Annotated in this window: 26 protein-coding genes and 1 other annotated feature; of the genes, 20 read left to right on the forward strand and 6 right to left on the reverse strand. The window is 59.1% G+C overall.

The features are described 5' to 3' along the window. Positions 1 to 263 precede the first annotated feature (263 nt). The 11 genes from infC to tsaD all read left to right on the forward strand — a co-directional run bounded on the left by infC (position 264) and on the right by tsaD (position 9,271). Positions 264 to 797: a translation initiation factor IF-3 gene (gene infC / locus NFR87_RS08685; protein ID WP_251448997.1), complete on the forward strand. Its 534-nt coding sequence runs from the start codon at positions 264 to 266 to the stop codon at positions 795 to 797. Between the two features lie 34 nt (positions 798 to 831). Then, a complete protein-coding gene (gene rpmI / locus NFR87_RS08690; RefSeq protein ID WP_251448972.1) occupies positions 832 to 1,035 on the forward strand; it encodes a 50S ribosomal protein L35 in 204 nt (67 codons plus the stop codon). Between the two features lie 35 nt (positions 1,036 to 1,070). Then, the gene (rplT, locus tag NFR87_RS08695) at positions 1,071 to 1,427 is read left to right on the forward strand and encodes a 50S ribosomal protein L20 (protein WP_251448973.1); all 357 of its coding nucleotides are present in this window, start codon (positions 1,071 to 1,073) and stop codon (positions 1,425 to 1,427) included. An 81-nt stretch (positions 1,428 to 1,508) separates the two neighbouring features. Beyond that, on the forward strand, positions 1,509 to 1,766 hold the full coding sequence (locus NFR87_RS08700) for a TfoX/Sxy family DNA transformation protein (RefSeq protein WP_251448974.1): 258 nt from the start codon (positions 1,509 to 1,511) through the stop codon (positions 1,764 to 1,766). A 37-nt stretch (positions 1,767 to 1,803) separates the two neighbouring features. Beyond that, a complete protein-coding gene (locus tag NFR87_RS08705; RefSeq protein ID WP_251448975.1) occupies positions 1,804 to 3,162 on the forward strand; it encodes an MATE family efflux transporter in 1,359 nt (452 codons plus the stop codon). A 135-nt stretch (positions 3,163 to 3,297) separates the two neighbouring features. Next, positions 3,298 to 3,801: an RNA polymerase sigma factor gene (locus NFR87_RS08710; protein ID WP_251448976.1), complete on the forward strand. Its 504-nt coding sequence runs from the start codon at positions 3,298 to 3,300 to the stop codon at positions 3,799 to 3,801. Further along, positions 3,776 to 4,423, forward strand: a complete 648-nt coding sequence (locus NFR87_RS08715) for a hypothetical protein (RefSeq protein WP_251448977.1) — start codon at positions 3,776 to 3,778, stop codon at positions 4,421 to 4,423. The genes NFR87_RS08710 and NFR87_RS08715 overlap by 26 nt, the downstream gene beginning before the upstream one ends. Before the next feature lie 110 nt (positions 4,424 to 4,533). Further along, entirely contained in the window at positions 4,534 to 7,212 is a 2,679-nt protein-coding gene (polA, locus tag NFR87_RS08720) for a DNA polymerase I (protein WP_251448978.1), read from the forward strand. Next, positions 7,209 to 7,676, forward strand: a complete 468-nt coding sequence (gene rimI / locus NFR87_RS08725; protein WP_251448979.1) for a ribosomal protein S18-alanine N-acetyltransferase — start codon at positions 7,209 to 7,211, stop codon at positions 7,674 to 7,676. Before polA ends, rimI begins: the two co-directional genes overlap by 4 nt. Beyond that, positions 7,669 to 8,259 (forward strand): GNAT family N-acetyltransferase, encoded by a 591-nt coding sequence (locus NFR87_RS08730; protein ID WP_251448980.1) that lies wholly within the window; start codon positions 7,669 to 7,671, stop codon positions 8,257 to 8,259. Before rimI ends, NFR87_RS08730 begins: the two co-directional genes overlap by 8 nt. Position 8,260: 1 nt before the next feature. Beyond that, complete coding sequence (gene tsaD / locus NFR87_RS08735) at positions 8,261 to 9,271, forward strand: tRNA (adenosine(37)-N6)-threonylcarbamoyltransferase complex transferase subunit TsaD (RefSeq protein WP_251448981.1); 1,011 nt, start codon at positions 8,261 to 8,263, stop codon at positions 9,269 to 9,271. 79 nt (positions 9,272 to 9,350) lie between these two features. Here tsaD and NFR87_RS08740 read toward each other — a convergent pair whose 3' ends face one another. Further along, positions 9,351 to 11,048: a 2-isopropylmalate synthase gene (locus NFR87_RS08740; RefSeq protein ID WP_251448982.1), complete on the reverse strand. Its 1,698-nt coding sequence runs from the start codon at positions 11,046 to 11,048 to the stop codon at positions 9,351 to 9,353. Positions 11,049 to 11,101: 53 nt separating this feature from the next. Further along, positions 11,102 to 11,339: a binding site (T-box leader), on the reverse strand. A 28-nt stretch (positions 11,340 to 11,367) separates the two neighbouring features. Next, positions 11,368 to 12,075, reverse strand: coding sequence for an aspartate/glutamate racemase family protein (locus NFR87_RS08745; protein WP_251448983.1), 708 nt, complete (start codon positions 12,073 to 12,075; stop codon positions 11,368 to 11,370). Between the two features lie 183 nt (positions 12,076 to 12,258). Between NFR87_RS08745 and NFR87_RS08750 the strand changes: the two genes are divergently transcribed. From NFR87_RS08750 to NFR87_RS08770, 5 genes are all read left to right on the forward strand, one after another. Next, positions 12,259 to 13,233: an ABC transporter substrate-binding protein gene (locus tag NFR87_RS08750; RefSeq protein WP_251448984.1), complete on the forward strand. Its 975-nt coding sequence runs from the start codon at positions 12,259 to 12,261 to the stop codon at positions 13,231 to 13,233. Positions 13,234 to 13,329: 96 nt separating this feature from the next. After that, positions 13,330 to 14,277, forward strand: a complete 948-nt coding sequence (locus tag NFR87_RS08755; RefSeq protein WP_251448985.1) for an ABC transporter permease — start codon at positions 13,330 to 13,332, stop codon at positions 14,275 to 14,277. Next, a complete protein-coding gene (locus tag NFR87_RS08760) occupies positions 14,270 to 15,064 on the forward strand; it encodes an ABC transporter ATP-binding protein (RefSeq protein ID WP_251448986.1) in 795 nt (264 codons plus the stop codon). Before NFR87_RS08755 ends, NFR87_RS08760 begins: the two co-directional genes overlap by 8 nt. A 182-nt stretch (positions 15,065 to 15,246) precedes the next feature. Further along, positions 15,247 to 16,614 carry a citrate/2-methylcitrate synthase gene (locus NFR87_RS08765; RefSeq protein ID WP_251448987.1) on the forward strand — a complete coding sequence of 456 codons (1,368 nt, stop codon included), beginning with the start codon at positions 15,247 to 15,249 and terminating at the stop codon, positions 16,612 to 16,614. A gap of 16 nt (positions 16,615 to 16,630) precedes the next feature. Then, positions 16,631 to 16,999, forward strand: a complete 369-nt coding sequence (locus NFR87_RS08770; protein WP_251448988.1) for a desulfoferrodoxin family protein — start codon at positions 16,631 to 16,633, stop codon at positions 16,997 to 16,999. Positions 17,000 to 17,043: 44 nt separating this feature from the next. Here NFR87_RS08770 and NFR87_RS08775 read toward each other — a convergent pair whose 3' ends face one another. Further along, positions 17,044 to 18,180 carry a tyrosine-type recombinase/integrase gene (locus NFR87_RS08775; RefSeq protein ID WP_251448989.1) on the reverse strand — a complete coding sequence of 379 codons (1,137 nt, stop codon included), beginning with the start codon at positions 18,178 to 18,180 and terminating at the stop codon, positions 17,044 to 17,046. 138 nt (positions 18,181 to 18,318) lie between these two features. After that, a complete protein-coding gene (locus tag NFR87_RS08780; RefSeq protein WP_251448990.1) occupies positions 18,319 to 19,938 on the reverse strand; it encodes an NAD(P)/FAD-dependent oxidoreductase in 1,620 nt (539 codons plus the stop codon). A 186-nt stretch (positions 19,939 to 20,124) separates the two neighbouring features. Between NFR87_RS08780 and gdhA the strand changes: the two genes are divergently transcribed. The 3 genes from gdhA (at position 20,125) to NFR87_RS08795 (ending at position 22,251) form a co-directional block, all read left to right on the forward strand. Next, complete coding sequence (gdhA, locus tag NFR87_RS08785) at positions 20,125 to 21,471, forward strand: NADP-specific glutamate dehydrogenase (protein WP_251448991.1); 1,347 nt, start codon at positions 20,125 to 20,127, stop codon at positions 21,469 to 21,471. A gap of 151 nt (positions 21,472 to 21,622) precedes the next feature. Further along, the gene (locus tag NFR87_RS08790) at positions 21,623 to 21,826 is read left to right on the forward strand and encodes a hypothetical protein (protein ID WP_251448992.1); all 204 of its coding nucleotides are present in this window, start codon (positions 21,623 to 21,625) and stop codon (positions 21,824 to 21,826) included. After that, the gene (locus NFR87_RS08795; RefSeq protein ID WP_251448993.1) at positions 21,823 to 22,251 is read left to right on the forward strand and encodes a DUF3021 domain-containing protein; all 429 of its coding nucleotides are present in this window, start codon (positions 21,823 to 21,825) and stop codon (positions 22,249 to 22,251) included. Before NFR87_RS08790 ends, NFR87_RS08795 begins: the two co-directional genes overlap by 4 nt. A gap of 39 nt (positions 22,252 to 22,290) precedes the next feature. Here NFR87_RS08795 and NFR87_RS08800 read toward each other — a convergent pair whose 3' ends face one another. Next, complete coding sequence (locus NFR87_RS08800; RefSeq protein WP_251448994.1) at positions 22,291 to 23,487, reverse strand: acetate/propionate family kinase; 1,197 nt, start codon at positions 23,485 to 23,487, stop codon at positions 22,291 to 22,293. A gap of 199 nt (positions 23,488 to 23,686) precedes the next feature. On the opposite strand from NFR87_RS08800, the gene NFR87_RS08805 reads away from it, so the two are divergent. Continuing rightward, a complete protein-coding gene (locus NFR87_RS08805; RefSeq protein WP_251448995.1) occupies positions 23,687 to 24,892 on the forward strand; it encodes a tRNA(Met) cytidine acetate ligase in 1,206 nt (401 codons plus the stop codon). Here the strand turns inward: NFR87_RS08805 and NFR87_RS08810 are convergent. Then, on the reverse strand, positions 24,864 to 25,559 hold the full coding sequence (locus NFR87_RS08810) for a TVP38/TMEM64 family protein (protein WP_251448996.1): 696 nt from the start codon (positions 25,557 to 25,559) through the stop codon (positions 24,864 to 24,866). The two genes, NFR87_RS08805 and NFR87_RS08810, sit on opposite strands and share 29 nt — an antisense overlap. Positions 25,560 to 25,963 lie beyond the last annotated feature (404 nt).

Below are 25,963 nucleotides of genomic sequence, written 5' to 3' on the forward strand. Positions count from 1 at the left end.
CCGGAGCGTTGCTCCGGCCCGTTTCTTTCCGGCGGGATCCAGAGGCAAAATAATGCTTGACAATGACGGGGGAGACTGTTATACTATCAAAGCACAATAAAGAAGGAACGGTTTCGTCCTCACCTCCCGCCGCAGGCGAAGGGGTCAACATGGAAAGTACTCGCCGGAATACCGGCGTTGTTGTGTCATGTTGCGCGGAGCCGTAAGGCTCTGCTTTTTTTGTGCTCGTGTGTTAAGAGGGAACCCGAAGGAGGTGCGTTCATATCAGCAGCAAACAGGGCCATCAGATCAACGAGGAGATCCGGGACAAGGAAGTGCGTCTGGTCTCCGCCGAGGGCGAACAGCTGGGCATCATGTCCGCGAAAGAGGCGCTGGAAAAGGCGGAAGAGGCCAACCTGGATCTGGTGAAGATCTCTCCCAATGCCGTACCTCCCGTGTGCAAGCTCATGGACTACGGAAAGTTTAAGTTCGAGCAGACCAAGCGGGAGAAAGAGGCCAAGAAGAACCAGCACGTGGTGGAGATCAAGGAAGTACGGATGTCCCCCAGCATCGACATCAACGATTTTAACGTCAAGCTCCGCAACGCCCAGAAGTTTTTGGCCGAGGGCGACCGGGTAAAGGTGACCGTGCGTTTCCGGGGCCGGGAAATGGCGCACACGGAGATCGGCAAGGAGCTGTTGCTGAAGTTCGCCGAGCAGTGTGCCGATGTGGCCATCCTGGACAAGGAGCCCAAGCTGGATGGCCGGCATATGTCCATCTTCCTCAGCGCCAAAGTGGCCAAGGACAGCAAGAAGTAAGCAAGCCGATATTTACGATAAAGGAGAAATCACTATGCCGAAATTGAAGACCCATACCGGGGCGAAGAAAAGATTTAACCTGACCAAGACCGGCAAGGTCAAGCGGGCCCACGCCTTTAAGTCCCACCTGCTCAACGGGCACGGGAAGGACACCAAGCGGAAGAGAGGCCTCCGCAAGGGCGCTTACGCTGATGTGACCAACGCGGCCACCATCAAGCGCATGATCCCTTACAAATAATTTTGATCGTTACTGAGATTTAGGAGGTTTCTAAAATGGCAAGAGTGAAAGGCGCGATGATGACGCGCAAGCGCAGAAATAAGATCCTGAAGCTGGCCAAGGGCTACTGGGGCGCGAAGAGCAAGCACTTCAAGATGGCCAACGAGCAGGTGATGAAGTCCCTGAAGTACGCCTACGTAGGACGTCGGCTGAAGAAGCGTGACTTCCGTTCCCTGTGGATCACCCGCATCTCCGCGGGCTGCAAGATGAACGGGATGAACTACTCCACCTTCGTCAACGGCCTGAAGAAGGCCGGTGTTGCCATCAACCGCAAGATGCTGGCCGAGATGGCTGTCAACGACAAACACGCCTTTACCCAGCTCACTGAGATCGCCAAGAAGGCCCTGGGTTAAGCAAGTAAAAAGCGATGAAAAGAGACGATTTCAGTTAGAAATCGTCTCTTTTTTCGTTATAGGAGTCAGAGGGAGGATCCTATGGCAGAATTGACATCTATGATGAACATTGGCAAAGAGATGAAGCGAAAGCTGTTTTCGGTGGATATCCATTCGGCGGAGGAGCTTATGGCCGTCGGCGCGAAGGAGAGCTATCGGCGGCTGAAAACTCTCTATCCCAATATGTGCCTGGTTCATCTCTATGTTTTGGAAGGAGCGATCCAGAATACGGAATATAATGCCCTGTCCAAGGAAAAGAGGCAGGAGCTGAAAGAATTCAGCGATATGTTGAAGGGATAAAGCAAAGGGCCGCATAATGGCACAAGGAGGTGAAAGAATGCCCCAGAACGACTTTTCTCAGGGAAGGATGTCAAAAAATATTTTATCCATGGCCGTCCCAATGACGGCGGCCCAGCTTATCCATATCCTGTATAATATCGTCGACCGGGTCTATTTGGGGCGGTTGGAAGGAGTTGGCCGACTGGCTATCACCGGATTGGGCCTGTGCCTGCCCGTCATCTCCGTTCTCATTGGCTTTGCCAACCTCTGTGGTATGGGTGGCGGGCCTCTGTGCTCCATCCACCGGGGGAGGGGGGAGAATGAAGAGGCGGAAAATGTAATGGGAAATTCCTTTACGCTTCTTCTCATTTTTGGGGCGGTTCTCACAACGGTGGTGCTCCTCTTCAAGGGGCAGATCCTCTATCTTTTTGGTGCCAGCGACGAGACTTTCCCCTATGCGGATGCCTACCTTACCATTTATGCCTGTGGCACTCTTTTTGTTATGATTGGTCTGGGAATGAATCCTTTCATCAATGCCCAAGGCTTTGGTCGAGTGGGGATGATGACGGTGACTCTGGGCGCGGTAATGAATCTGATCCTCGATCCCATCTTTATTTTCTTGTTCCAGATGGGGGTTCGGGGCGCGGCTATTGCCACAGTTATCTCCCAGGGGTGCTCGGCGGTTTGGGTGCTCCGATTCCTCACAGGGCCCAGAGCGTTGCTGCATCTGCGACGTTCCGCCCTAAGCCTGCAGTGGCGACGGGTGCGCCAGATCCTGGCATTGGGCTTTTCCAGTTTTGTTATGGCCATGACAAACTCTCTTGTCCAGGCGCTGTGCAACGCTACCCTCCAGAGCGTGGGCGGCGACATTTACGTCAGTGTAATGACGGTCATCAACTCAGTGCGGGAGGTGGTGACCGCGCCTCTGGTGGGGATCACGAACGGTGCGCAGCCGGTGCTTGGCTATAATTACGGCGCCAAGCGGTACAACCGGGTGCGGGAGGGGATCCGTTTTACCGAGGCCTCGGGGATCGGCTACACGACGCTGGCGTGGATATTGGTGATGTGTTTTCCCCATATTTTTATCCACGTGTTCAACAGCGAGCCGGAGCTTTTAGCGGCGGGAGTACCGGCCTTTCGCATCTATTTTGCCGCCTTTTTCTGCCAGGCCTTTCAACAGACCACCCAGTCCATCACGGTAGCGCTCAACCGCTCTAAGACTGCCATATTTTTCTCTCTGTTTCGCAAGGCGGTGATCGTGGCCCCGCTGACGGTGCTTCTGCCCAGGATAGGGCTGGGGGTGGACGGGGTGTTCATGGCGGAGCCGGTCTCCAACGTGGTGGGTGGATTCGCCTGCTTTATTACCATGGTTTTGACCGTCTACATTCCGCTGGGACATATGCAGGATAAGACATAACCTTACATTTGGAGGGCCGCTTTTGAGCGGCCCTCCATTTTTTCAAAAAAATTTCATCCGGGTTGAGATTTTTTGCCCCTCTGCGGGGTATTCTCAGTGAAAGCGCTTTCCAAGACCCATGAAAGGGGGGCCAACATGACCGACGAAGCATTTGAACAGGCTGTTCGGGACTATGCCAACACGGTCTACCGGGTGGCCTGTCACGCGGTGAAAGACCATTCCGAGGCGGAGGACGTGACCCAGACAGTCCTGCTGCGGCTCTACCAGAGCGCCCCGCCCTTTGAGGGCCCGGAGCATTTAAAGCACTGGCTGCTCCGGGTGACAGTGAATGAGAGCCGAAAGGTGCTCCGCTCTGCCTGGCGGCGGCGAACGGTGTCCCTGGAGGACTGGGACGGCCCGGCCCCGGAGGGAGAGGACGCCGGTGTGTTGGAGGCAGTGATGGCGCTGGAGACCAAATACCGGCTGCCGGTCTATCTCTACTACTATGAGGGCTGCTCCGTCAAGGAAACTGCCCGGATATTGGGAAGCAATCCATCCACCGTTCAAACCCGGCTGCAAAGGGCCCGGGCAAAATTGAAATATACGCTGACCGAAGAAGAGGAGGGAACAGGCCATGTTCGACCCCAGATCGTACCGTGAGGCCTGCGACATGCTGGCCCTGGACACAGAGAAAATCGAGGAGATGATCACTATGACTGAAAATAGTAAGAAAACGACCGTCCGCCGTCCCGCCCGGGTGGCGATGCTGGCCGCCGCGATGGTGGCCGCTCTGGGCATTACCGCCAGTGCCGCCGAGCTCCCTGCGGTGCAGGAGTTCTTCGCCACCGTTTTTGTGACTGTCACCAGCGACGCCGCCGGGCTCAAGCTCCCCAGCGTGGCTGTGGAGGAGCGGGAGGGCCGCTCCATCCTGATCGTGGACGGAGAGGAGACCGACGTCACCGACGCTCTGGCCCGGGAGGGCGGATACCTCTACGAGGGGGACGGCTTCCAGGTGGCGGTGGATGAGAACGGCGTGGCCACCGTCACCACTTACAGCGATGACGGAATGTCGGTGAGCTATTCCACCGAACACGAGGATGTTCAGGGCGGCACAGTCTACAAGGTGACTACCGACGGCGATGGGCAGGACCTTCATAACTACAATATTATCACCGATGTGAAGGGAGCGGAGGTACTCACAGAGGGCGAAGGGATGTCCACCTATGAGGTCACCGCCGGCGACAGCGGCACTGTCATTGTGAAGAGCGCCACAGAGAAATAAGGAAAAATTGAGAGGCCGCCCCGGAAACGGGGCGGTTTTTCTTGCCCTCATAGGGGAAAGCTGGTATACTGTATTTTGAAATTTTATGTCCCTTTCAAGGAGGGCTTTTTATGAAGCTCATGGTCATTGACGGCAATTCCATCCTGAATCGGGCCTTTTATGGGGTCAGGCCCCTGTCTACCCGGGACGGGATCCCCACCAACGCCGTGTTCGGCTTTCTCAACATTCTGCTGAAGCTGGTGGAGGAGGAGAAGCCGGAGGCCCTGTGCTGTACCTTCGACCTGAAGGCGCCCACCTTCCGGCACTTGGCCTACGAGGGCTATAAGGCCCAGCGCAAGCCCATGCCGGAGGAGCTGGCGGCTCAGCTGCCCATTATCCGGGAGGTGTTGGACGCCATGTCCATCCCCCGGTATGAGCTGGAGGGGTGGGAGGCCGACGACCTGATCGGTACCATCGCCCGCATCGACGAAGCCGCAGGCTGGGAGACGGTGGTCGTAACGGGAGACAAGGATTCCCTCCAGCTTATCACCGACCATGTGACGGTGAAGCTGGTGACCTCCCGTATGGGTCAGACTACCACCCGGGACATGACCCCGGCAGCCTTTCGGGAGGAGTATGGCTTCGACCCCATTCACATCATCGATCTGAAGGCCCTCATGGGAGATTCCTCCGACAATATCCCCGGCGTGAAGGGGGTGGGGGAGAAGACCGCCATGGGGCTCATCCAGCTCTATGGCTCCATCGGCCACCTCTATGACCATATGCCCGATATCTGCCAGGCCCCCGGTACCCCCGCCAAGCCCGGCGTTGTGAAAAAGCTCTCTGAGGGAGAGGCGGACGCCCGGATGAGCTATGACCTGGCCACCATCCACACCGACGCCCCTATCGGCTTTCAGCCGGAGGAAGCCGTCCGGAGACCGGCAAAGGAGGGGGAGCTTTACGAGCTGCTGCTCCGGCTGGAGTTTGCGAAGCTCATTGACCGGCTGGGACTGAAAGGCCCTCAGGGTGAAGTGCGCGGAGAGGAGACGGTTTTTTCTGGTACGTGTAACGCCGAGACGGTGGAGGGAAACGAGCGTACAGAGGCCCTCTTGGCCCTCTATGAAAAAGCCCCCTGGGTGGGCGTGCTGGCGCTGCCCGACCTGAACGGCTTGGCGGTGGGGTGCTGGGAGAGCGGGGAGGATTTCCGCACCGCGCTCTTTTTCCCGGATCGGGTACCGGGGTACAATGATTTTTTGAAGACCCTTTTTTCCGAAAGGGTGAAGAAGGTTTCCCACCGGGTAAAGGATCTGATGAATTCCCTTCTGGGTGAGGGGCTGTCCACCGGGGGCTTCCTTTTTGACACGGAGCTGGCGGCCTATCTTCTCTCGCCTACCGACGGCAGCTATGAGCTGGACAAGCTGGGCATGGCCCGGTTCCATCAGGAGTACCCCAAGGCCAAAGACTATCTTGCGGCCGACGCCTTTGCCCCCTTGGCCGACCACACGGCGGCAGAGGCGGCCCTTCACGCCCACTGTATGTTGGTCTGTACCCTGTGGGAAGAGATGGCGGCCCAGCTCAAGGAGCTGGCGCTGGACAAGGTCTACTATGAGCTGGAGCTGCCTTTGTGCCCGGTGCTGGCCGAGATGGAACGCGCCGGAGTGCTGGTGGATCGAAGGGCACTGGCCCAATTCGGAGAGATGCTGGACGAGCGGCTCAAGGCGGATGAGGCCGCCATCTATGCGTTGGCGGGGGAGCAGTTCAATATCAACTCCACCCAGCAGTTGGGGCATATCCTCTTTGACAAGCTGGGCCTGCCCCCGGTGAAGAAGACCAAGACGGGCTATTCCACCAACGCGGAGGTGCTGGAGAAGCTGCGGGGCCAGCATGATATCATCGACCTCATTTTAGAATACCGGCAGTACGCCAAGCTGAAATCTACCTACGTGGACGGCCTGGACAAGGTCATCGAGGAGGACGGACGCATCCGCACCTCCTTCCAGAACACGGTCACCGCCACTGGACGGCTCTCCTCCACCGAGCCCAATCTGCAGAATATTCCCGTGCGCACTGAGCTGGGGGCCAAGCTGCGGTATATGTTCGTGGCGGCGGCCGGGAATGTGCTGGTAGACGCCGACTACTCTCAGATCGAGCTGCGGCTTCTGGCCCACATCGCCGGGGATACTGCCATGCAGGCGGCGTTTTTGAGTGGGGAGGACGTCCACACTGCTACCGCGGCCCAGGTTTTTGGCGTGGACACAAAGGACGTCACCCATGAGATGCGCCGAAGGGCCAAGGCGGTGAATTTTGGGATCGTCTATGGGATCTCCGCCTTTTCCCTGTCAGAGGATATCCACGTGCCGGTCTATGAGGCTAAGGAGTATATGGAGCGGTATCTGACCACCTTCGACGGGGTGGCCGGATATCAGACCCGGATCGTGGAGGAAGCCAAGGACAGAGGATATGTGACGACCCTTATGGGCCGCCGGCGGTGGCTGCCGGAGCTGAAGTCCTCCAACTACAACTTGCGCGCCTTCGGTGAGCGGGTGGCCCTTAATATGCCCATCCAGGGCACGGCGGCCGACGTGATCAAGCTGGCCATGATCCGGGTACGGAACGCCATGAAGCAGGCGGGTCTGAAGGCAAAGCTCATCCTGCAAGTCCACGACGAGCTCATTGTGGAATGTCCGGAGGAGGAGGCGGAGCAGGTAAAGACCCTGCTCAGCCGCGAGATGGAGGATGCGGTGCACTATGCCGTGCCCCTGCGGGCGGACGCCGCTGTCGGAAAGAGCTGGGGGGAGGCAAAGGGATGAAAAACTATAAGCTGGTTCCTATGGATAAAAGCCACATCGCCGAAATCGCACAGATCGAGCGGGAGTGCTTTTCCGACCCCTGGTCGGAGACCTCTCTGGAGGAGGAGCTTTACAATCCGCTTTGTTCCTTTATTGTGGCGCAGCGGCCGGACGGGGCGGTGTTGGGCTATGCCGGGCTCCACGCGGTGATGGACGAGGGGTATATCGACAATGTGGCCGTTCGGGAGGATTACCGGGGAGGCGGCATTGCCGATGACCTGGTGGATGTATTCGTCCGCTTCGGTCAGGAGCATCTGGCGTTCCTTACGCTGGAGGTGCGGCCCTCTAATGAGCCTGCCATCCAGCTCTACATGAAGCACGGCTTTGTCCAGGTCGGCCGGCGGAACAATTACTACGAAAATCCCAGGGAGGACGCGATCATTATGACCCTGGAATTCAAAAGGGAGGAGGATGCTCATGAATGAGCGGAAGTTTCTGATGTTGTCCGAGGAGGAACTGGAGCGTCTCTATGAAGTCCATATGCGGCGGGATTTTCCCGCCGATGAGCTTAAACCCCTGTCCGCACTTCTGGCTATGATGGGACGGGGCGAGTATGAGCCTTACGGGCTTTTTCAGGACGGAGAGCTGTTGGCCTATGCCCTCTATTGGCGGGCGCCGGGGGAGCGCTATGTGATGCTGGACTACTTCGCCGTCATGCCCGAGATCCGCAATCAGGGCACCGGCTCGGAGCTGCTGCGGGATATGCTGGAGCGGTTCTGTAAGGACGGGGGCGGCGTATTTGGCGAGGTGGAGATCCCGGAGACCGGAGATGAGACGGTGGATACCCTCCGCCGCCGCCGGCTGGGCTTTTACGCCAGGGCGGGGCTGCGGCAGATGGGCTTTCGCACCTGTATTTTCGGCGTGCCCTACCTGGTTTTGGCCTATGGCCCGAAAATCTCCGACGAAGCCCTGATGGAGGTCACCCGGAAGCTCTACCGGGAGGCTTTTCCCGATAAGTCCTTCTACGCAAAACACGTGATCATTCCCTGGGAAGGAGGGGTGAAGTGAGTTGAATATCCTGGCTTTTGAGTCCACCTGCGATGAGACCGCGGTGGCGGTGGTGGCCGATGGCCGTGTCGTCCTCTCTGACGCCATTGCCTCCCAGGTGGATATGCATACCCTCTATGGCGGCGTGGTGCCGGAGATCGCCTCCCGGAAACACGTGGAGGCCATTGGCGGCTTGGCGGATCAGGCGCTTAAAGCTGCGGGCCTGACCCGCGGGGACATTGACGCCGTGGCGGTAAGCTACGCCCCTGGCCTCATCGGGGCGGTGCTGGTGGGGGTGAACTTTGCCAAGTCGGCGGCCCTTGCCTTAGGCGTGCCCCTCGTTCCCGTTCATCATATCCGGGGACATATTGCCGCCAACTACATTGCCCATCCGGATCTGGAGCCCCCCTTTGTGTGCCTGTGTGTGTCAGGGGGGAACACCCTCATCGCCGATGTGCGGGACTATACCGACATGGAGGTGCTGGGCGCCACACGGGATGACGCGGCGGGGGAGTGCTTTGACAAGGCCGCCCGGGTGCTGGGCATTGGGTATCCCGGCGGCGGCCCCATGGACAAGCTGGCCCAGGAGGGTGACGACAAGAAGTATGTCCTGCCCCGCTCCCATGTGGAGGGACATCCTCTGGATATGTCCTTCTCCGGGCTGAAAACGGCGGTTTTGAACCTGCTCCACAATGCGGAACAAAAGGGGGAGGAACTGGACGGCCCAGGTCTGGCGGCCTCTTTTCAGGCCGCCGTCAGCGATATCCTGGTGCCGCGGATCATGGAGGCGGCCGGTCAGAAGGGCTATGGCAAGGTGGCGGTGGCCGGCGGAGTGGGGGCCAACTCCCGTATTCGCGCCGACCTGGAAAAAGCCTGCAAGGCCAGCGGAGATAAGCTTTTCCTGCCGCCTTTGAAGCTGTGCGGAGACAACGGCGCCATGATCGGCAGTCAGGGCTATTATGAGCTTCTGGCGGGCCATGTGGCGGGAAGCGACCTGAACGCCTATGCCACCCGGGATCTGGGGCTGGGCTGATCTTACCGGAGACCATATGTTCAAAAAGGCTGGGGAAAAGCATCGCTTTTCCCCAGCCTTTTTGGTTGTTTCCAGGTGTTTAACGGCCCTGGTGGCGGGCCATCCAGGCCCGGTTGATGGCGGAAAGGATGCCCCGAAGGGGCGCCAGGTTAATGTTGTGATCCAGACCCACGCCGAACACATCCTTGCCGTCTTTATCCCGGAGCTGGATGTAGGCCACCGCCATGGAGTCGGAACCGTCGGAGACGGCGTGCTCCTTATAGTCCACGAAGGTGAACCGATCCATTTTCTGGCCGTGGATGGCGTTGAAGAAGGCGTCGATGGGGCCGTTGCCCTCACCGTCCACCTCGAAGACCGTATCGGTGTGGCACAGAGTGCCGATGAAGCGGACGTGGGACTTGCCCTGTTCGTCCACCGTCTCCTGGAAGGCATGTTTGATAAGCTGATAGGGGGCGGTGGCGTCGATATAGTTGTGCTGGAACAGCTCCAGGATGCGCTGGGGCTGCAGCTCGGTACCCACCCGCTCCGTCTCGGCCTGGACGATGTGGCCGAACTCAGGGTGCATGGCCTTGGGCAGGTCGTAACCGAAGTTCTGCTGCATGACGAAGGCGGCGCCGCCCTTGCCGGACTGGGAGTTGATGCGCACGATGGGCTCGTACTCCCGGCCCACATCGGCGGGATCGATGGGCAGGTAGGGGATCTCCCAATAGGGGCTGCCGCTTTCCCGCATATATTGTGTGCCCTTGTTGATGGCGTCCTGGTGGGAGCCGGAGAAGGCGGTAAAGACCAGCTCGCCCACGTAGGGTTGCCGGGGGCCCACCTTCATCTTGGTGCACCGTTCATACACGTCACGGATGGCGTTGATGTGGGAAAAATCCAGTTCCGGGTCAACGCCCTGGGTGAAGAGATTCAGGGCAAGGGTCACCATGTCCACATTGCCGGTGCGCTCCCCGTTGCCAAAGAGGGTGGCCTCCACCCGCTCTGCGCCGGCCAGAAGGCCCAGCTCGGCGGTGGCCACGCCCTCGCCCCGGTCATTGTGGGGATGGAGGGAGATGATGGCCCGCTCCCGGCCGGGAAGGGCTTCGATAAAGTACTCGATCTCATCGGCGAAGTAGTTGGGCAGACAGTTCTCCACCGTGGTGGGCAGGTTCAGGATGACCCGGTGGTCAGCATCGGCGTGGAGGGCGTCCAGCACGGCGGCGCAGATCTCCGCAGCAGCGTCCATCTCGGTGCCCATAAAGGATTCAGGGGAATATTCATAGCGCAGATCCATGCCGGAGGCGATGACGCTCTGGGCCATGTCGTAAATAAGCGCCGCGGCGTCTACGGCGATCTTTTTCACGCCGGCCACATCGGTGTGGAAGACCACCTTGCGCTGAAGGGTAGAGGTGGAGTTGTAGAAGTGGAAGATCACGTGCTTGGCCCCCCGGATGGCCTCAAAGGTGCGGGTGATAAGGTGGGGCCGGGCCTGTACCAGCACCTGAAGGGTCACATCGTCGGGGACATGACCGTCCTCAATGAGGGTGCGCAGGAAGTCATATTCCACCTCGGAGGCGGAGGGAAAGCCCACCTCGATCTCCTTGACGCCGATGTCCACCAGCGTGTGGAACAGCTCCAGCTTCTCCTCCACGTTCATGGGATCGATCAAAGCCTGATTGCCGTCCCGCAGGTCAACGGAGCACCAGACCGGAGCCTTTTTCAGCTCCTTGTCAGGCCAGGTGCGCTTGTCCCGCTTCAGGGGAACAAAGGGGATGTACTTTTCAAAACCTTGCTTCATTGCTTGGTTCCTCCTTTTGCCGGGGGGTGCAAAAACGCCCCCGGCCATTTCTGGCCAGGGGCGTAAGTTACGCGGTACCACCCTGATTCGACTGCCGGTCGTCCCGGACAGTCCTTATGGCCTCCAACAAGGCCGAGACCTGTAACGTGGTCATTCCGTTCCGGCCTACTGATAGGGTTCAGCCGAACCGCTCGGGGATCAGTATATGCCAAAGGACTGACCCGCCGGCTCGCACCTGCCGCCGGCTCTCTGAAGGGGTTCCAGAGGCTTTCTTCCCGTCATTACGTTTTTCTTATTCTAAAACGCTTCGGCCCATTTGTCAAGAGTCTTTTCCCTCGCCCTCCAGCGCCAGTTCCGCCGCCCGCCGGGCGTGGATGAGGGTGGTGTCAAAGACGGGGAGGGGGGTGTCCTCCTGGCCGATGAGCAGGCCGATCTCGGTACAGCCCAGGATGACCCCCTGGGCGCCCTGCCCAGCCAGCTCTCCTATGATACGCAGAAACTCCGCCTTGGACTGGGGCTTCTGCACCCCCAGACACAGTTCCTCGAAGATGACATGGTTGACCCGCTCCACATCCGCTTCCCCGGGAATGAGAACCTGAATACCCCGATCCACGAGCTTACGCTTGTAGAAATCCTGGCACATAGTGTACTTGGTGCCCAATAAGGCCACAGTGGAGACGTTGGCGCGCTCCAGTGCGTCGGCAGTGGCGTCGGCGATATGGAGGAGAGGGACATTTACCGCGTCTTGAACCTGAGAATATACCTTGTGCATCGTGTTGGTGCAGATGAGGATCAGTTCGGCCCCGGCCCGCTCCAGGGCACGGGCGCCATCGGCGAGGATGGCGGCGCTTTTGTCCCAATCCCCGGCAGACTGACAGGTCTCAATTTCCTCGAAGTCTACGCTGTACAGTACGATCTTGGCCGAGTGGAGGCCGCCCAGTTGCTCCTTCACCAGCCGGTTGAGTTGCTGATAATAGGTGACAGTGCTCTCCCAGCTCATACCGCCGATCAGTCCGATGGTCTTCATAGGTTCACTCCTTTTGTTCCGTTCCTTTTAGTCTACGGCAAAATCAGGGCCTCGTCAATAGAAAGGAACGGGGCTGCCGGGATTTTTTCTGTTTTGGAGGTTGACTTTTGGAGGAGGGGTGGTATAATAGCCACATAATAATTTAGCGCTTTTAACCGCTAAAGTAAATGGGGGAAATAGGGAATGAAAAGAAAAAATTTACTGGCTTTGGGCCTTTCCGGGGCCCTGATGCTGTCTCTGGCCGCCTGCGGCGGCGGAACTACCGCCCAGACCGAGGATAAGTATGTGGTCGGCATCTGCCAGCTGGCGCCCCATCCCGCGCTGGACGCGGCTACACAGGGGTTTATTGACACTTTGAAGGAGGCTCTGGGCGACAAGGTGGAGATCAGGGAGCAGAACGCCGGCGGTGAGGTGCCCAACTGCGGCACCATCATCGACGGCTTCGTGGCCGAGAAGGTGGATCTGATCCTGGCCAACGCCACCCCCGCCCTCACCGCCGCCGCTTCCGCTACCGCCGACATCCCCATTCTGGGCACCGCCGTCACCAACTACGGCGTGGCGCTGGAGCTGGACACCACGGAGGATAAGGTGCTGGGCGGCAACATCTCCGGCACCTCCGACCTGGCCCCGCTGGATCAGCAGACCCAGATGCTCCACGACCTGTTCCCCGACGCCAAGCGGGTGGGACTGCTCTACTGCTCCGGTGAGGCCAATTCCCTGTTCCAGGTAGAGGGAGTCAAGGGGTATTTGGAGGATATGGGCTATGAATGTACCACTTACGCCTTTACCGATGTCAACGATTTGTCCTCTGTGACCCAGAATGCGGTGGATAACTCCGACGTGCTCTATATCCCCACCGACAACGCCGCCGCCAACAACACCGAAACCATCGCCAACATCGTCCTGCCCGCCAAAATGCCCGTAGTGGCAGGGGAGGAAGGCATCTGCAAGGGCTGCGGCTGCGTGACCCTCTCCATTAGCTACTATGAGTTGGGCCAGATCACCGGCCAGCAGGCGGTGGACATCCTCACCGGCGCAAAGAAGGTGTCTGAGACTCCCATCGGCTTTGATACCACCCTGGATAAGAAATATAACGCCGCCAACTGCGAGGCTCTGGGCGTCACCGTCCCGGAGGACTACGTGGACATTGAGGACTAAATTACAGCTTGGCAAAAGGGCGGAAAAGGGCTTCCCTTTTCCGCTCCTTTTTGCTATACTGTCCAATGTGCTTGTTTTACGTATGGAGGGATTACTTTGGATTTCTTGACGGCATTTTTGAACTCCCTGCCCGGTGCGGTAGGGCAGGGGCTGATCTGGGGCATCATCGCCATAGGAGTTTACATCACCTTCCGCATTTTGGATATCGCGGATCTGACGGTGGATGGCTCCCTGGTCACCGGCGGCGCTGTGGCGGCGCTGGGGATCACCCTGGGCTGGAATCCCTGGGCCGCCCTGCTGGCGGCAGTGCTGGCGGGAATGTTGGCGGGTCTGGTTACCGGAATTTTTCATACCGTATGCGGCATTCCGGCGATCCTGTCGGGTATCCTGACCCAACTGGCCCTCTATTCCGTTAACCTGCGCATTATGGCCATCGGCGACACCGCCAAGACCAAGGCCACCCTGGCGGTGAGCGTGGATAAGTACGACCTGCTGGTATCCGCCCGGTATGTCCGTGAGATCGCCCTCAATAATCCCCTTCTGCTGATGGCGGTCTTTACCGTGCTGGTGATCGCACTGCTTTACTGGTTCTTTGGCCGGGAGATCGGCGCCTCCCTCCGGGCCACCGGCGCCAATCCCAATATGGCCAGAGCCCAGGGCATCAATACCGACCGGAACAAGGTGCTGGGTCTGGTGGTATCCAACGGTATGGTGGCCATGGGCGGCGGACTGCTGGCCCAGTACCAGGGCAGTGCCACCATTGACATGGGCCGGGGCGCCATCGCCATCGCGTTGGCTGCCGTTATCATCGGCGAGGTGCTGCTGGGCAAGGTGTTCCAGAACTTTGCCCTGAAGCTGCTGTCCTCCTCCATTGGCTCCATCATCTACTATGCGGTCATCACCCTGGTGCTCCGCCTGGGCCTGGAGTCCACCGACCTGAAGCTCCTCACCGCCCTGGTGGTCGCTCTGTTCCTGGCTGTCCCGTACTGGAAGGGCAAGTACTTTGGCAAGGGCGCCCGAAAGGAGGCGGTGAAGCATGCTTGAGATCAAGAATATTTGGAAGGCATTCAACGCCGGTACAGTCAACGAGAAGGTGGCACTCAGAGGCGTCGACCTGACCCTGGCCGACGGGGAGTTTGTCACCGTCATCGGCGGCAATGGAGCGGGCAAATCCACTCTGATGAACGCTGTGGCCGGAGTCTATCCCGTGGATCAGGGCACCATTACCATCGACGGGGAGGATGTGACCAACCTGCCGGAGCACAAGCGGGCCAAGTATGTGGGACGGGTATTCCAGGATCCCATGCTGGGTACCGCCGCCACCATGCAGATCGAGGAAAACCTGGCCTTGGCCGCCCGCCGGGGGCAGGGGAGAGGGCTGCGGGTGGGCATCAACAAGACGGAGCGGGAGGCCTACCGAACTCTGCTGGCCACCCTGGGCCTGGGGCTGGAGGATCGGATGACCTCCAAGGTGGGACTTCTTTCCGGCGGGCAGCGGCAGGCCCTCACCTTGCTCATGGCGACGTTGAAAAAGCCCAAGCTCCTGCTTCTGGATGAGCACACCGCCGCCCTGGATCCCAAAACGGCGGCCAAGGTGCTGGAGACCACCGAGACCATCGTACAGCGGGATAAGCTCACCACGCTGATGATCACCCACAACATGCGGGACGCCATCGCCCACGGCAACCGGCTCATCATGATGTACGAGGGCAGGATCGCCATCGATGTGTCCGGCGAGGATAAGAAAAAGCTGACAGTGGAGCGTCTTCTGGCCATGTTCAGCGAGGTCTCCGGCTCGGACGAGGCGGACGACAAGCTGCTGTTGTCCTAAATCAAAAAAGCGGGAAAGCGGCCCTTTTGCGGGGCCGCTTTTTTGCGCGCTTTTTGGCGGTTTCGCGGCCGGCGGGTCAAAAGAGGGAAGAAAGATCGGGCGGCGATTCATAAAATAGAAACATTTCTCTGCTAAACTTAATTTGAACGAAGAAATAGGCATGAGAAACAAAGGAGGTAAAAATGGCAACTAATCCCAATTATAGCGATATGCTCCCCGAGGTGCGGGCCATGGCCTCGGACGCCAAACGCCACAGCCGCATCAACGCGGGGGACTATGCCAAATACGACGTAAAGCGGGGGCTGCGGGATCTGAACGGCAAGGGCGTTTTGGCCGGCCTCACCGAGATTTCCGACATCCACGCCAAGGACAAACTTCCCGATGGAAGCGAGGTGCCCTGCGAGGGCAAGCTCTACTTCCGCGGCATCGATGTGGAGGAGCTGGTGACGGGGGCTCTGCGGGAAAAACGCTTCGGCTTTGAGGAGACCGTCTATCTCCTCCTGCTGGGACATCTGCCCACTGCGGGAGAGCTGGAGGAGTTCCGGAGGCTCCTGGGCTATTACCGCACGCTACCCAACAATTTTGTACGGGATGTGATCCTGAAGGCTCCCAGCGGGGACGTGATGAACTCTCTGGCCCGGAGTGTTCTGAATTTGGCGTCCTACGACCCCAAGGCGGACGATATCTCTCTGCCCAATGTGATGCGCCAGTGCCTTCAACTCATCGCCGTATTCCCACTGCTCAGCGTATACGGCTATCAGGCCTATCAGTATAAGGAGGGCAGCAGTCTTTACATCCACGCCCCGCGGCCGGAACTGTCGGCAGCGGAGAATATTTTGCATCTGCTTCGGCCAAACTCGGAATATAGCTACTGGGAGGCGCATGTGCTGGATGTGTGCCTCACCCTCCATGCCGAGCACGGCGGAGGAAACAACTCCACCTTTACCACCCATGTGGTCACCTCCTCCGGCACTGACACCTACTCCTGTATGGCGGCGGCTTTGGCCTCCCTGAAGGGCCCCCGCCATGGCGGCGCCAACATCAAGGTGGTGGAGATGTTCGAGGACATGAAGGCCCATGTGAGGGACTGGAAAGACGAGGATGAGGTGCGCGCCTACCTGCAGGGCCTGCTGGATAAGAAGGGCTTTGACCGGTCGGGCCTCATTTACGGCATGGGCCACGCGGTCTATTCTCTGTCCGATCCCAGAGCCAATCTGCTGCGCTCCTTTGTAGAGACCCTGTCCAGGGAGAAGGGGCGGCAGGAGGAATATCAGCTCTACTCCATGGTGGAACGACTGGGCCCGGAGATCATCTCCGGAGGCCGGAGGATGTACAAGGGCGTTTCCGCCAACGTGGACTTTTACTCCGGCTTTGTCTATCACATGCTGGATCTGCCGCTGCAGCTCTACACGCCTATCTTTGCCATCGCCAGAGTGGCGGGATGGAGCGCTCACCGCATCGAAGAGCTTATCAATATGGGTAAGATCATCCGCCCGGCCTATCAATATGTGGGCAGTCACAAGCCCTATCTGCCGCTGATCCAGCGGTAAAAAAGGAGGAAATCATATGAAATTCTATCTGTGCGAGCACCACGGGAACATCATCACTGTTTTGGGCGGCATCAAGGGCCCCGCCAATGACGACGGCCTGCAAGAGCTGCTTCCCGGCGTCACCGATGCGGCCCAGGAAAAGCATGTCCCTCTGGTAAAAGTGGAGGGGAGCAAGGTGTGCGTCAATGTGGGGGAGGTGGAACACCCCATGTCTCAGGAGCACCTGATCGAATGGGTGGTGCTGGAGACCGACCAGGGCTGGCAGAAGAAGGATCTGCGCCCGGATACGGCGCCTACAACAGAATTTGCGCTGACAGCCGGTGAAAAGCCGCTGGCGGTGTATGCCTACTGCAATCTTCACGGACTTTGGAAGAAAGTGCTCTAAGTGAAAAGAAAAGCCCCCGAAACAGCGTTTCGGGGGCCTTTCTCTTAGCGAAGGGCCTGGGCGACCCGCTCCAACGTTTCGGCATGGAGCTGATCCACCAGATGGGTATAGATTTTTCCCGTTGTGGCGGGGGTGGAGTGGCCAAGCGCCTTGCCGATATCGAAAAGGGGCGCCCCCTGGGCGGAGGCCACGGTGGCAAACGTGTGCCGCAGACCGTGAAAGGTTAAGGGCGGCAGCTCCGGATGGGTGCGGATGAAGCGAGTGAAGTTCATGGTCAGACAGTTGGGGGAGAAGGGCTTGCCATTATTGTCCACCGCCACAAGGCCGCTTTCCGGCCAATCCTTGCCCAAAGCCAGCTTTCGTTCATTTTGCCGGAGCCGTTCCCGTTTCAGCAGGGAGAAGATGTCGTCCCCCATATGAAGAACGCGGGCAGAGGAGCGGTTTTTGGTCTCCTTATCAATGATCTTGGCCCCCGCCGCCGTCCGGGCGGCCCGAATATGGATCTTCCGAAGCTGAAAGTCCACGCTGTCCCAGCGCAGGCCGCAGATCTCCTCCCGGCGCAGCCCCAGGCTGCCGGCCAGGTGCACCGCCGTCTCCAGCCAATGCCCCTCCAGAAGCTGATAGAGCTTTTTCAGGCTTTCCGAGGTGTAGAACCGGGTCTCCTTGGGGATGACCCGGGGCGGCTCCACCCGGTCTGTGGGACTGCGGAGAATGAGATCCTGCCGCAGGGCGGCGTGAAGGGCGGCGGCCAGAAGATCGTGGTGGCGCCGCACGGAGTTGGCGCACAGCCCCTTCTCCCGCATCATCTCGGCGTAATAATGCTGCAGATCCTTGGGGGAGAGGGTTTGAAGAGGAATGTCCCCCAAACAGGGAGAGATGTGGTTTTCTATGATCTTCTGATAACCGTATACGGTGGTCTCCGCCCGGTTGGGGATGATGATGTCGGTCATCCATTCCTCCAGCCAGTCGTCCAAGGTCAGGGTGAGATCTGGGATCCGGGTCGCCCTGGCCCGGTCTGCCAGATGGGCGTCCCGGGCTTTTCGGGCCTCTGTCAGAGAATTGAAGGTACGGTATTGCCGTTGTCGGTGCCCGTCCTGATCCCGACCCAGATCCATGTACAGATAATAGATCTGCCGTGCGCTGTCATAGGATATGCCTCGTTCGTATGCTCTTCTGCTCATGTTATTCTTTCTCCTTTCTCCGCATGGGCTTTGACAAATTGTACGCCATGGGCAAGGGAGAGGAAAAGGAAATAAAATCTCCCCTCAACCCTATATTTTGGGGCAGAGGGGAGAATTTATTCAACGAAACACAGTGCCTTATAGCTGTGAAGCTACCGCTTCGGCCACCCGGATACCGTCTACGGCGGCGGAGGTAATGCCCCCGGCGTAGCCCGCGCCTTCCCCACAGGGGAAGAGGCCCAAAAGGGTGGATTGAAAGCCCTCATCGCGAAGCAGGCGAACCGGGGAGGAGGAGCGGGTCTCCACGCCGGTGAGCACCGCTCCTCCGTCAGCAAAGCCATGGAGCTTTCGGTGGAAAAGAGGGAGGGCTGAGCGGAGCGTGTCAGCGACAAAGGCGGGCAGACAGCGATCCAGGCTGGCAGGTGTCACGCCGGGCCGGTAGGTAGGGGAGAGCGTGCCCAGAGCGGCAGAGGGCCGGCCGACCAGAAAATCTCCTACCGTTTGGACAGGGGCATGAAAGATCGCGCTGTTCGGTTCAAAGATGGGCGGCGCGCCGGCGCAGCCCAAGTCCCAGGCCGCACGCTCCCACCGCTCCTGGAAAGCCACGCCGGCCAGAGGGCTGCTTCCCTCGAAATCGGCGGGGGAGATCCCCACCAGAAAACCGCCGTTGATATTCTTACCGTCCCGGGAGCGCAGGCTCATGCCATTGGTGACCACCTGGCCGTAGCCGCTCTCCGCGGCCACCACCTGGCCGCCGGGGCAGACGCAGAAGGTGAAGGCGCTTCGTCCATTGGGGAGATGACAGGCCAGTTTATAGTCCGCCGGGGGCAGCTTCCGCCAGGCGGGGCCGTACTGAGATTCGGAGATGGCGGCCTGCTCATGCTCGATGCGGCAGCCGATGGCAAAGGGTTTGGCCTCCATGGGGATCCCGGCCTCAAAGAGCATCTGGAAGGTATCCCGGGCGGAGTGGCCCGGGGCCAAAACCAGAGTGTCGCAATCCAGCGCCTCGCCCGCCGGCCCCTGCTCCGTATCGTAATAGATCCCCGTCAGGCGCCCGCCCTCTGTGCGCAGGCCGGTGAGCTGGTGCTCAAAGCGGATATCGCAGCCCAGGGAGAGCAGCTCCTCCCGCATGGATCTTACCACGCCCCGGAGCACATCGGTGCCCACATGGGGCTTTTGCTGCCAGAGGATATCCTCCGGCGCTCCGTGGTGGACGAACTCCTCCAGCACGGCGTTGATGCGCTTATCATGGGTACCGGTATTGAGCTTGCCGTCGGAGAAGGTGCCTGCACCGCCCTCGCCAAACTGTACATTGGAGGTGACGGACAGCGCCCCGGTGCGCCAGAAGCGCTCCACGTCTCCGGCGCGCTCTTCCACCGCCCGGCCCCGCTCCAGTACGATAGGGGCAAGGCCATGCCTGGCGAGAAAGAGCGCGGCGAAGAGCCCGGCGGGGCCCATACCCACCACCACCGGAGGCAGGGGAGAGCGCCGCCTTACCGGCGGAAACACATAGGGCTCCGGCGTCCAGGCGGTGACGCCGGAGGGGGCCCGGCGCAGCAGGGCGGCCTCGTCCGCCACGGTCACAGCGATGGTGCAGATATAGCGTACGTCGGACTTCTTCCGGGCGTCCACCGACCGGCGCAGAAGACGCACCCGATCTATGGAGGCGGGGGAGATGCCCAAGAGCTTGGCGGCCTTTTGCCGCAGAGCCTCGGGGCCAAAGTCCAGCGGGAGAGATAAATTTTGAAGTTTGAGCATCGTAATCACCAAGGAGAGTGTATCATATTTTATCACGGGGGAAAAGAAAAATTTGCAAGTCACTCAAGTTTCTCTTGCGCTTTACAGTGACAGAGTTTATAATAAGGGCAACGCACAGGTATGGCGTATGAATTTGACAGATCAAATGATGGCAGATCCGCCTTAAGCAAAGGAGTTTGATGGAGCATGGCATTGAAAAACGCGTATTTGAAGGGCGTCTATGAACAGCTTTCCGCTAAGAGCGCCCACGAACCGGAGTTCCTCCAGGCGGTACTGGAGGTGCTGGAGTCTTTGGAGCCGGTGGTGGAGCGCCGGCCCGAGCTGGAGAAGCTGGGGATCATTGAGCGGCTGGTGGAGCCGGAGCGTATCATCCAGTTCCGGGTGCCCTGGGTAGACGACAGCGGCAAGGTACAGGTCAATCGGGGCTACCGGATCGAGTTCAATTCTGCGATCGGCCCCTACAAGGGCGGCCTGCGGCTCCATCCCAGCGTGAATCTGTCCATCCTCAAGTTCCTGGGCTTTGAGCAGGTGCTGAAAAACTCCCTGACCACGCTGCCCATGGGCGGCGGAAAGGGCGGTAGTGATTTTGATCCCAAGGGCAAATCCGACGCTGAGGTCATGCGCTTCTGCCAATCTTTCATGACGGAGCTTTGCCGCCACATCGGCCAGTTTACTGATGTGCCCGCCGGCGATATCGGCGTCGGCGGCCGGGAGATCGGCTATCTGTTCGGCCAATATAAGCGCATCCGCAACGAGTTCACCGGGGTGCTCACCGGCAAGGGGCTGACCTACGGCGGCTCTCTGACCCGCACCGAGGCTACGGGCTATGGCGTGTGCTACTTCACCAAGGAGATGCTCGCTGCCAAGGGCGAGTCCTTCCAGGACAAGCGGGTGGTCATTTCCGGCTCCGGCAATGTGGCCATCTACGCCAATCAGAAGGCCACCCAGCTGGGCGGTAAGGTGGTGGCTATGAGCGACTCCAACGGCTATATCGTGGACGAGGCTGGCATCGACTTCAAGGTCATCAAGGAGATCAAGGAGGTCAAGCGGGATCGGATCAAGACTTACCTCAACTACGTTCCCTCCGCCAAGTATGTGGAGGGCTGCAAGGGCATTTGGAGCGTGAAGTGCGATGTGGCGCTGCCCTGCGCCACCCAGAACGAGCTGGACGAGGAAGGGGCCAAGGCCCTGGTGGCAAATGGCTGTATCGCCGTGGCCGAGGGCGCCAATATGCCCTCCACGCCTGAGGCGGTGGCGGTATTCCAGGCGGCCGGCATCCTCTTTGCTCCGGCTAAGGCGGCCAACGCCGGCGGCGTGGCGGTCTCCGGGCTGGAGATGAGCCAGAACTCCCTGCGGCTGAGCTGGAGCTTCGAGGAAGTGGACGCGCGGCTCCACAATATCATGGTAAATATCTACAACGCTGCGGCCAGCGCGGCTAAGGAGTACGGCATGGAGGGCAACCTGGTGGCAGGCGCTAATATCGCCGGCTTCCTGAAGGTGGCCGACGCCATGATCGCCCAGGGGATCGTGTAAGGACGCTAAAATAGGAAATAGGCCAGGAGGGCGTGACGCATGTCACGCCCTCCTGTTTTGCCGTTCACCCCGCCAAAGGAACCGATGGGCTTAAAATTCTGCATTTTTGTCTTCAAAAGGCTATAATGACCTTGAAAGGAGGGAGGAGGCTATGCGCTTTCGCCTGCAGATCGACCCGAGCAAAGAGGAGGAGCTTCTGGCCGTCGTTCACCGGCGCACCGGGCTCATCGACCGGATCGAGGCCCTGATCCTGGAGGAGGGCGGGGATCGCATCATAGGGTACACAGAGGACGACTGGAACTATGTGTCCCGGAGGTGCCTGCGCAGCATCAAGGAAAGGATAGATATCAAATGAAGCCTTTGGTAAAAGCGTTTTTCCAAAAGGGGCTGATGGCGGCGGGGGGCGGCCCCGTTATTCTGGCCATCGTCTATTATTTCCTGGAGAAATATGGCGTGGTCGCCAGCCTCTCGGTGGGGGAGGCAGTGCGGGGGATCCTCACCGTGACCCTCCTGGCCTTCATCGCGGGGGGCGTCCCCGTCGTCTATCAGATGGAGCGCCTGAGCCTTATGGCCGCCACACTCATCCATGCCGCGATCCTGTATGCCGATTATATCCTGATCTACCTCTTTAACGGATGGATGAAATATTCCCATGTTCCCATCCTGGTCTTTACCGCCGTTTTCTTTGTGGGATATGCCGTGATCTGGCTGTTCATCTATAAAGGGGTCAAGGATAATGTGGAGCGGCTGAACAAAAGCATGGATGGAAAAGGAGCCTAAAAAACCGGGGCCGAAAGGCCCCGGTTTTTGCTTCTTCTCTTATTTGCCCACGATGGCGGCGGTATCGGTGGCGATCATCAGCTCCTCGTCGGTGGGGATGAGGAGCACCTTTACCTTGGAGTCGGCGGCAGAGATCACAGTCTCCTTGCCCCGGACTTTGTTGGCGGCCTCGTCCATCTTCACGCCCATAAATTCCAGGCCGCCGGCAATGGCCATGCGGGTATCCGGGCCATTCTCGCCCACACCGGCGGTGAAGACGATGGCGTCCACGCCGCCCATGGCTGCGGCATAGGCGCCGATGAGCTTTTTGACGTTGTAGTGGAAGGTCTCCAGCGCCAGGATGGCCCGGTGGTTATTCTTCGCGGCGGCGTCCTCCAGGTCACGGAAGTCGGAGGAGACGCCGGAGATGCCCAGCACACCGGACTTTTTATTGAGCACGTTCAGCGCCTCGTCGATATTCCAGCCGTACTTGTTCATCAAGTACTGGAGAATACCCGCATCCAGGTCGCCGGAACGGGTGCCCATGGGCAGACCGGCAAGGGGTGTGAAGCCCATGGAGGTGTCCACGCTCTTGCCGCAGTCCACGGCGGAGACGGAGGAACCGTTGCCCAGATGGCAGGTGATGATCTTCAGCTTGTCAATGGGCTTGCCCAGCATATCGGCACACCGGGCGGCAACATACCGGTGAGAGGTGCCGTGGAAGCCGTAACGGCGCACCTTATCCTTCTCATAGTACTCATAGGGCAGGGCGTAGATATAGGCCTTCTCCGGCATGGTCTGGTGGAAGGCGGTGTCGAATACCGCCACCATGGGTACGCCGGGCATGACGCTTTGGCAGGCCCGGATGCCGGTAATATTGGCGGGGTTGTGGAGCGGCGCCAGGGGGATGCAGTCCTCGATGGCCTTCATCACATCCTCTGTAATGAGTACAGACTGCGCAAAGCTCTCGCCGCCGTGCACCACCCGATGGCCCACCGCGTCGATCTCCCTGACGTCGGCAATGACGCCGTGCTCCGGAGAGACCAGAGCGTTCAGCACGGACTGGATCGCCTCGGAATGTGTGGGCATGGGGATCTCGAATTCCTTTTTCAGATCCTTGGCAGGCACCTTGTGGGTCAGGCGGCCGTCGATGCCAATGCGCTCACAAAGGCCCTTGGCCAGTACATTGTGGCTGACCGAGTCCATGAGCTGATACTTGAGGGACGAGCTTCCGGCGTTGATTACGAGGATCTTCATTCTTTGACACTCCTTATCTTGAATATATGAGATATTTCAACTTTTTCATTGTGCACTTGCTATTTAGAGAAAAATGTGTTAACTTCTTCACAAAGAAGAAGATTTTTCCCAACATTTATTGTATAACTTTTCTTCAAAAAGGACAACTGTTTTTCTGCGAAAATTAGAAGAAAAATCGTAACGTTTAGGGAGGCGCGCCATGAACGCCGCAGGTATCATTGCTGAATACAATCCATTTCACACCGGACACGCCTATCATATCGCCGAGACACGGCAGCGGCTGGGGGCGGATACGCCCATTGTGTGCGTCATGTCGGGAAACTGGGTACAGCGGGGGACGTGCGCCCTCACCGACAAGTGGACAAGAGCTGGCCTGGCCCTGAGAGGCGGGGCCGATCTGGTGCTGGAGCTGCCTCTGCCCTGGGCTATCTCCTCCGCCGAGGGTTTTGCCCGGGGCGGGGTGGAGGTTTTGAAGGCCACGGGCATAGTGGACATCCTCTCCTTTGGCAGTGAGAGCGGACGATTGGAAGATCTGTGCGCAGTGGCGCGCACTTTGGATGGGGAGGACTACCGAGCCGCCCTCCAGACAGAGCTTGACAAGGGGATCTCCTTTGCGGCCGCAAGAGAGAAGGCGGCCGCAAAGATAGTGGGAAAAGCGGCGACGCTCCTCCGCGGCCCCAATGACAGCCTGGGCGTGGAATACATCCGGGCGGCAGGGCAAGAGCTGACATCGATGGCCATTAAGCGGCAAGGGATTTCCCATGACAGTGACTGCGCGAAAAAGGATTTTGCCTCTGCCTCTTATGTGCGGGAGCGGGCCGAGGCAGGGGAGTGGGACGCAGTGGCCCGCTATACGCCCCGGGGGACGGCCGAAAGCCTGCAAGGGGCGGAACTGGTTCGGATGGAGCGGATAGAGCGGGCGATGCTTGCCCGCCTGCGGCAGATGAAGGGGGAGGATTTTGCCCTCCTCCCCGACAGCGGCAGGGCGGAGGGACTGCCCGACCGACTGGTGAAGGCGGCGTCCAGGGCGGTGAGCCTGGAGGAGTTTTATGCTTTGGCTAAGACCAAGCGGTATGCCCACGCCCGCATCCGCCGGCTGGCCCTGTGGGCCTTTCTGGGGCTCGCCGCCGCGGATCGGCCGGAGCAGCCGCTCTATCTGCGGGTACTGGGCTTCAACGAACGGGGCCGGCTGCTTTTGAAGGAGATGAAGCGCAGGGCGGGGCTGCCTGTCCTCACCAAGAGCGCTCACATCAAAGCGCTGGACGAGGAGGCCCAGACCCTCTTCGCTCTGGAGGCGCGGAGTACCGACCTCTTTGGGCTGTGTTATGACAAAATCAAGCCCTGCGGCATGGAATATACCGCAGGGCCGGTAGTGCTTACGGGTCGCGTTTCAATTTTTCCATGACCGCCCCTTCAAAGCGCTCGCCGTACTTCATGGCCAGGACGAAGAGCAGGATGCCGCCCAGGCCCAACAGTATCATGCCCCAGATGGGGATATGGAGCACTGAGCCGCCCACGGCGGAGGCCACCAGCAGTCCCCAGGGACGGGCCAGGATCACCAAAAGAAGAAACCGACGGGTGGAGATCTCGGTAAGTCCGGCCATGATGCACAGGATATCGTCGGGGAAGAAGGGGAAGAGAAAGGCCAGAAAGAGAAAGCTGTCCCGCTTGCGGCGGATGAGCTCTCCGTACTTTTCCTGATTTGGGCCGCTGACAAACCGTTCGACGAAGGGTTTTCCCAGCGTGCGGCCCAGCTGAAAAACGATGGCGGAACCCAGGATCACCGCCCCGGCGGTGAGGAGAAAGGCGGGGAACGTACCGAAGAGGATGCCCCCGGCCGCAGCGGTGATATTGCTTGGGATGGGGGCCAGGATCACAGAGGCCAGCTGGATGAGGAAAAAGACCAGATGGGAATAGGGCGCAAAGCGTTGGATGTAGCTCTGGATCCCATCGGCGGTGCGGATCGCCTGAAAAAAGCCGGAGCGCCATAGGCCCCAGCTCAGCAGAGCCAGGAAAAGAAGGGTGAGCGCCAGGGTCGCCCGCCACGCCTTCCGCTCTGTGCCCTTTTCCATGGTTCCTCGCCTCCCGCTATGTTTTCTGTAGTCAGAATACCACATTCTGTGCCTGGAATCCATAGCAAAATACGGGCGTTTTTCTTAAAAAAGTCGAAAACTTACCCAGAAAACAAAAAAGCCACACCCGGCATCAGGGTGTGGGAAACTTTCTTGAAGTGGAAATAACTGAATTTATCACCGCTCACTGGGGATCACGGTGGTGCCGGCGAAGATCATATCGTCCACATCTCCGACCCGGTAATCGCTCTCATAAATCAAACTGGAACCTCCTTTCTTTACAGGTCGAGTTTAGTATATCGCACCCACAGAGAAAAAGCAAGGCCTTTTTGTAAAAGTTACACAAATGTAATATGAACATTTTGTGAATAGAGACGAACGGCGGGGATGGCGCCACGGCCATC

It is taken from the genome of Vermiculatibacterium agrestimuris (assembly GCF_943193085.1).
GTDB lineage: Bacteria > Bacillota > Clostridia > Oscillospirales > Oscillospiraceae > Vermiculatibacterium > Vermiculatibacterium agrestimuris.

What these genes read in the sequence shown, in the direction of transcription:
- NFR87_RS08730 (WP_251448980.1), top strand. Translation starts at nt 7,669, where the DNA reads ATGAATGAGCGGAAGTTTCTGATGTTGTCCGAGGAGGAACTGGAGCGT.
- NFR87_RS08740 (WP_251448982.1), bottom strand. Translation starts at nt 11,048, where the DNA reads ATGAAGCAAGGTTTTGAAAAGTACATCCCCTTTGTTCCCCTGAAGCGG.
- polA (WP_251448978.1), top strand. Translation starts at nt 4,534, where the DNA reads ATGAAGCTCATGGTCATTGACGGCAATTCCATCCTGAATCGGGCCTTT.
- NFR87_RS08775 (WP_251448989.1), bottom strand. Translation starts at nt 18,180, where the DNA reads ATGAGCAGAAGAGCATACGAACGAGGCATATCCTATGACAGCGCACGG.
- NFR87_RS08750 (WP_251448984.1), top strand. Translation starts at nt 12,259, where the DNA reads ATGAAAAGAAAAAATTTACTGGCTTTGGGCCTTTCCGGGGCCCTGATG.
- NFR87_RS08705 (WP_251448975.1), top strand. Translation starts at nt 1,804, where the DNA reads ATGCCCCAGAACGACTTTTCTCAGGGAAGGATGTCAAAAAATATTTTA.
- gdhA (WP_251448991.1), top strand. Translation starts at nt 20,125, where the DNA reads ATGGCATTGAAAAACGCGTATTTGAAGGGCGTCTATGAACAGCTTTCC.
- NFR87_RS08790 (WP_251448992.1), top strand. Translation starts at nt 21,623, where the DNA reads ATGCGCTTTCGCCTGCAGATCGACCCGAGCAAAGAGGAGGAGCTTCTG.
- NFR87_RS08700 (WP_251448974.1), top strand. Translation starts at nt 1,509, where the DNA reads ATGGCAGAATTGACATCTATGATGAACATTGGCAAAGAGATGAAGCGA.
- NFR87_RS08765 (WP_251448987.1), top strand. Translation starts at nt 15,247, where the DNA reads ATGGCAACTAATCCCAATTATAGCGATATGCTCCCCGAGGTGCGGGCC.
- NFR87_RS08710 (WP_251448976.1), top strand. Translation starts at nt 3,298, where the DNA reads ATGACCGACGAAGCATTTGAACAGGCTGTTCGGGACTATGCCAACACG.
- NFR87_RS08810 (WP_251448996.1), bottom strand. Translation starts at nt 25,559, where the DNA reads ATGGAAAAGGGCACAGAGCGGAAGGCGTGGCGGGCGACCCTGGCGCTC.
- NFR87_RS08780 (WP_251448990.1), bottom strand. Translation starts at nt 19,938, where the DNA reads ATGCTCAAACTTCAAAATTTATCTCTCCCGCTGGACTTTGGCCCCGAG.
- NFR87_RS08745 (WP_251448983.1), bottom strand. Translation starts at nt 12,075, where the DNA reads ATGAAGACCATCGGACTGATCGGCGGTATGAGCTGGGAGAGCACTGTC.
- rimI (WP_251448979.1), top strand. Translation starts at nt 7,209, where the DNA reads ATGAAAAACTATAAGCTGGTTCCTATGGATAAAAGCCACATCGCCGAA.
- NFR87_RS08800 (WP_251448994.1), bottom strand. Translation starts at nt 23,487, where the DNA reads ATGAAGATCCTCGTAATCAACGCCGGAAGCTCGTCCCTCAAGTATCAG.
- NFR87_RS08760 (WP_251448986.1), top strand. Translation starts at nt 14,270, where the DNA reads ATGCTTGAGATCAAGAATATTTGGAAGGCATTCAACGCCGGTACAGTC.
- rpmI (WP_251448972.1), top strand. Translation starts at nt 832, where the DNA reads ATGCCGAAATTGAAGACCCATACCGGGGCGAAGAAAAGATTTAACCTG.
- rplT (WP_251448973.1), top strand. Translation starts at nt 1,071, where the DNA reads ATGGCAAGAGTGAAAGGCGCGATGATGACGCGCAAGCGCAGAAATAAG.
- NFR87_RS08795 (WP_251448993.1), top strand. Translation starts at nt 21,823, where the DNA reads ATGAAGCCTTTGGTAAAAGCGTTTTTCCAAAAGGGGCTGATGGCGGCG.
- NFR87_RS08715 (WP_251448977.1), top strand. Translation starts at nt 3,776, where the DNA reads ATGTTCGACCCCAGATCGTACCGTGAGGCCTGCGACATGCTGGCCCTG.
- NFR87_RS08770 (WP_251448988.1), top strand. Translation starts at nt 16,631, where the DNA reads ATGAAATTCTATCTGTGCGAGCACCACGGGAACATCATCACTGTTTTG.
- NFR87_RS08805 (WP_251448995.1), top strand. Translation starts at nt 23,687, where the DNA reads ATGAACGCCGCAGGTATCATTGCTGAATACAATCCATTTCACACCGGA.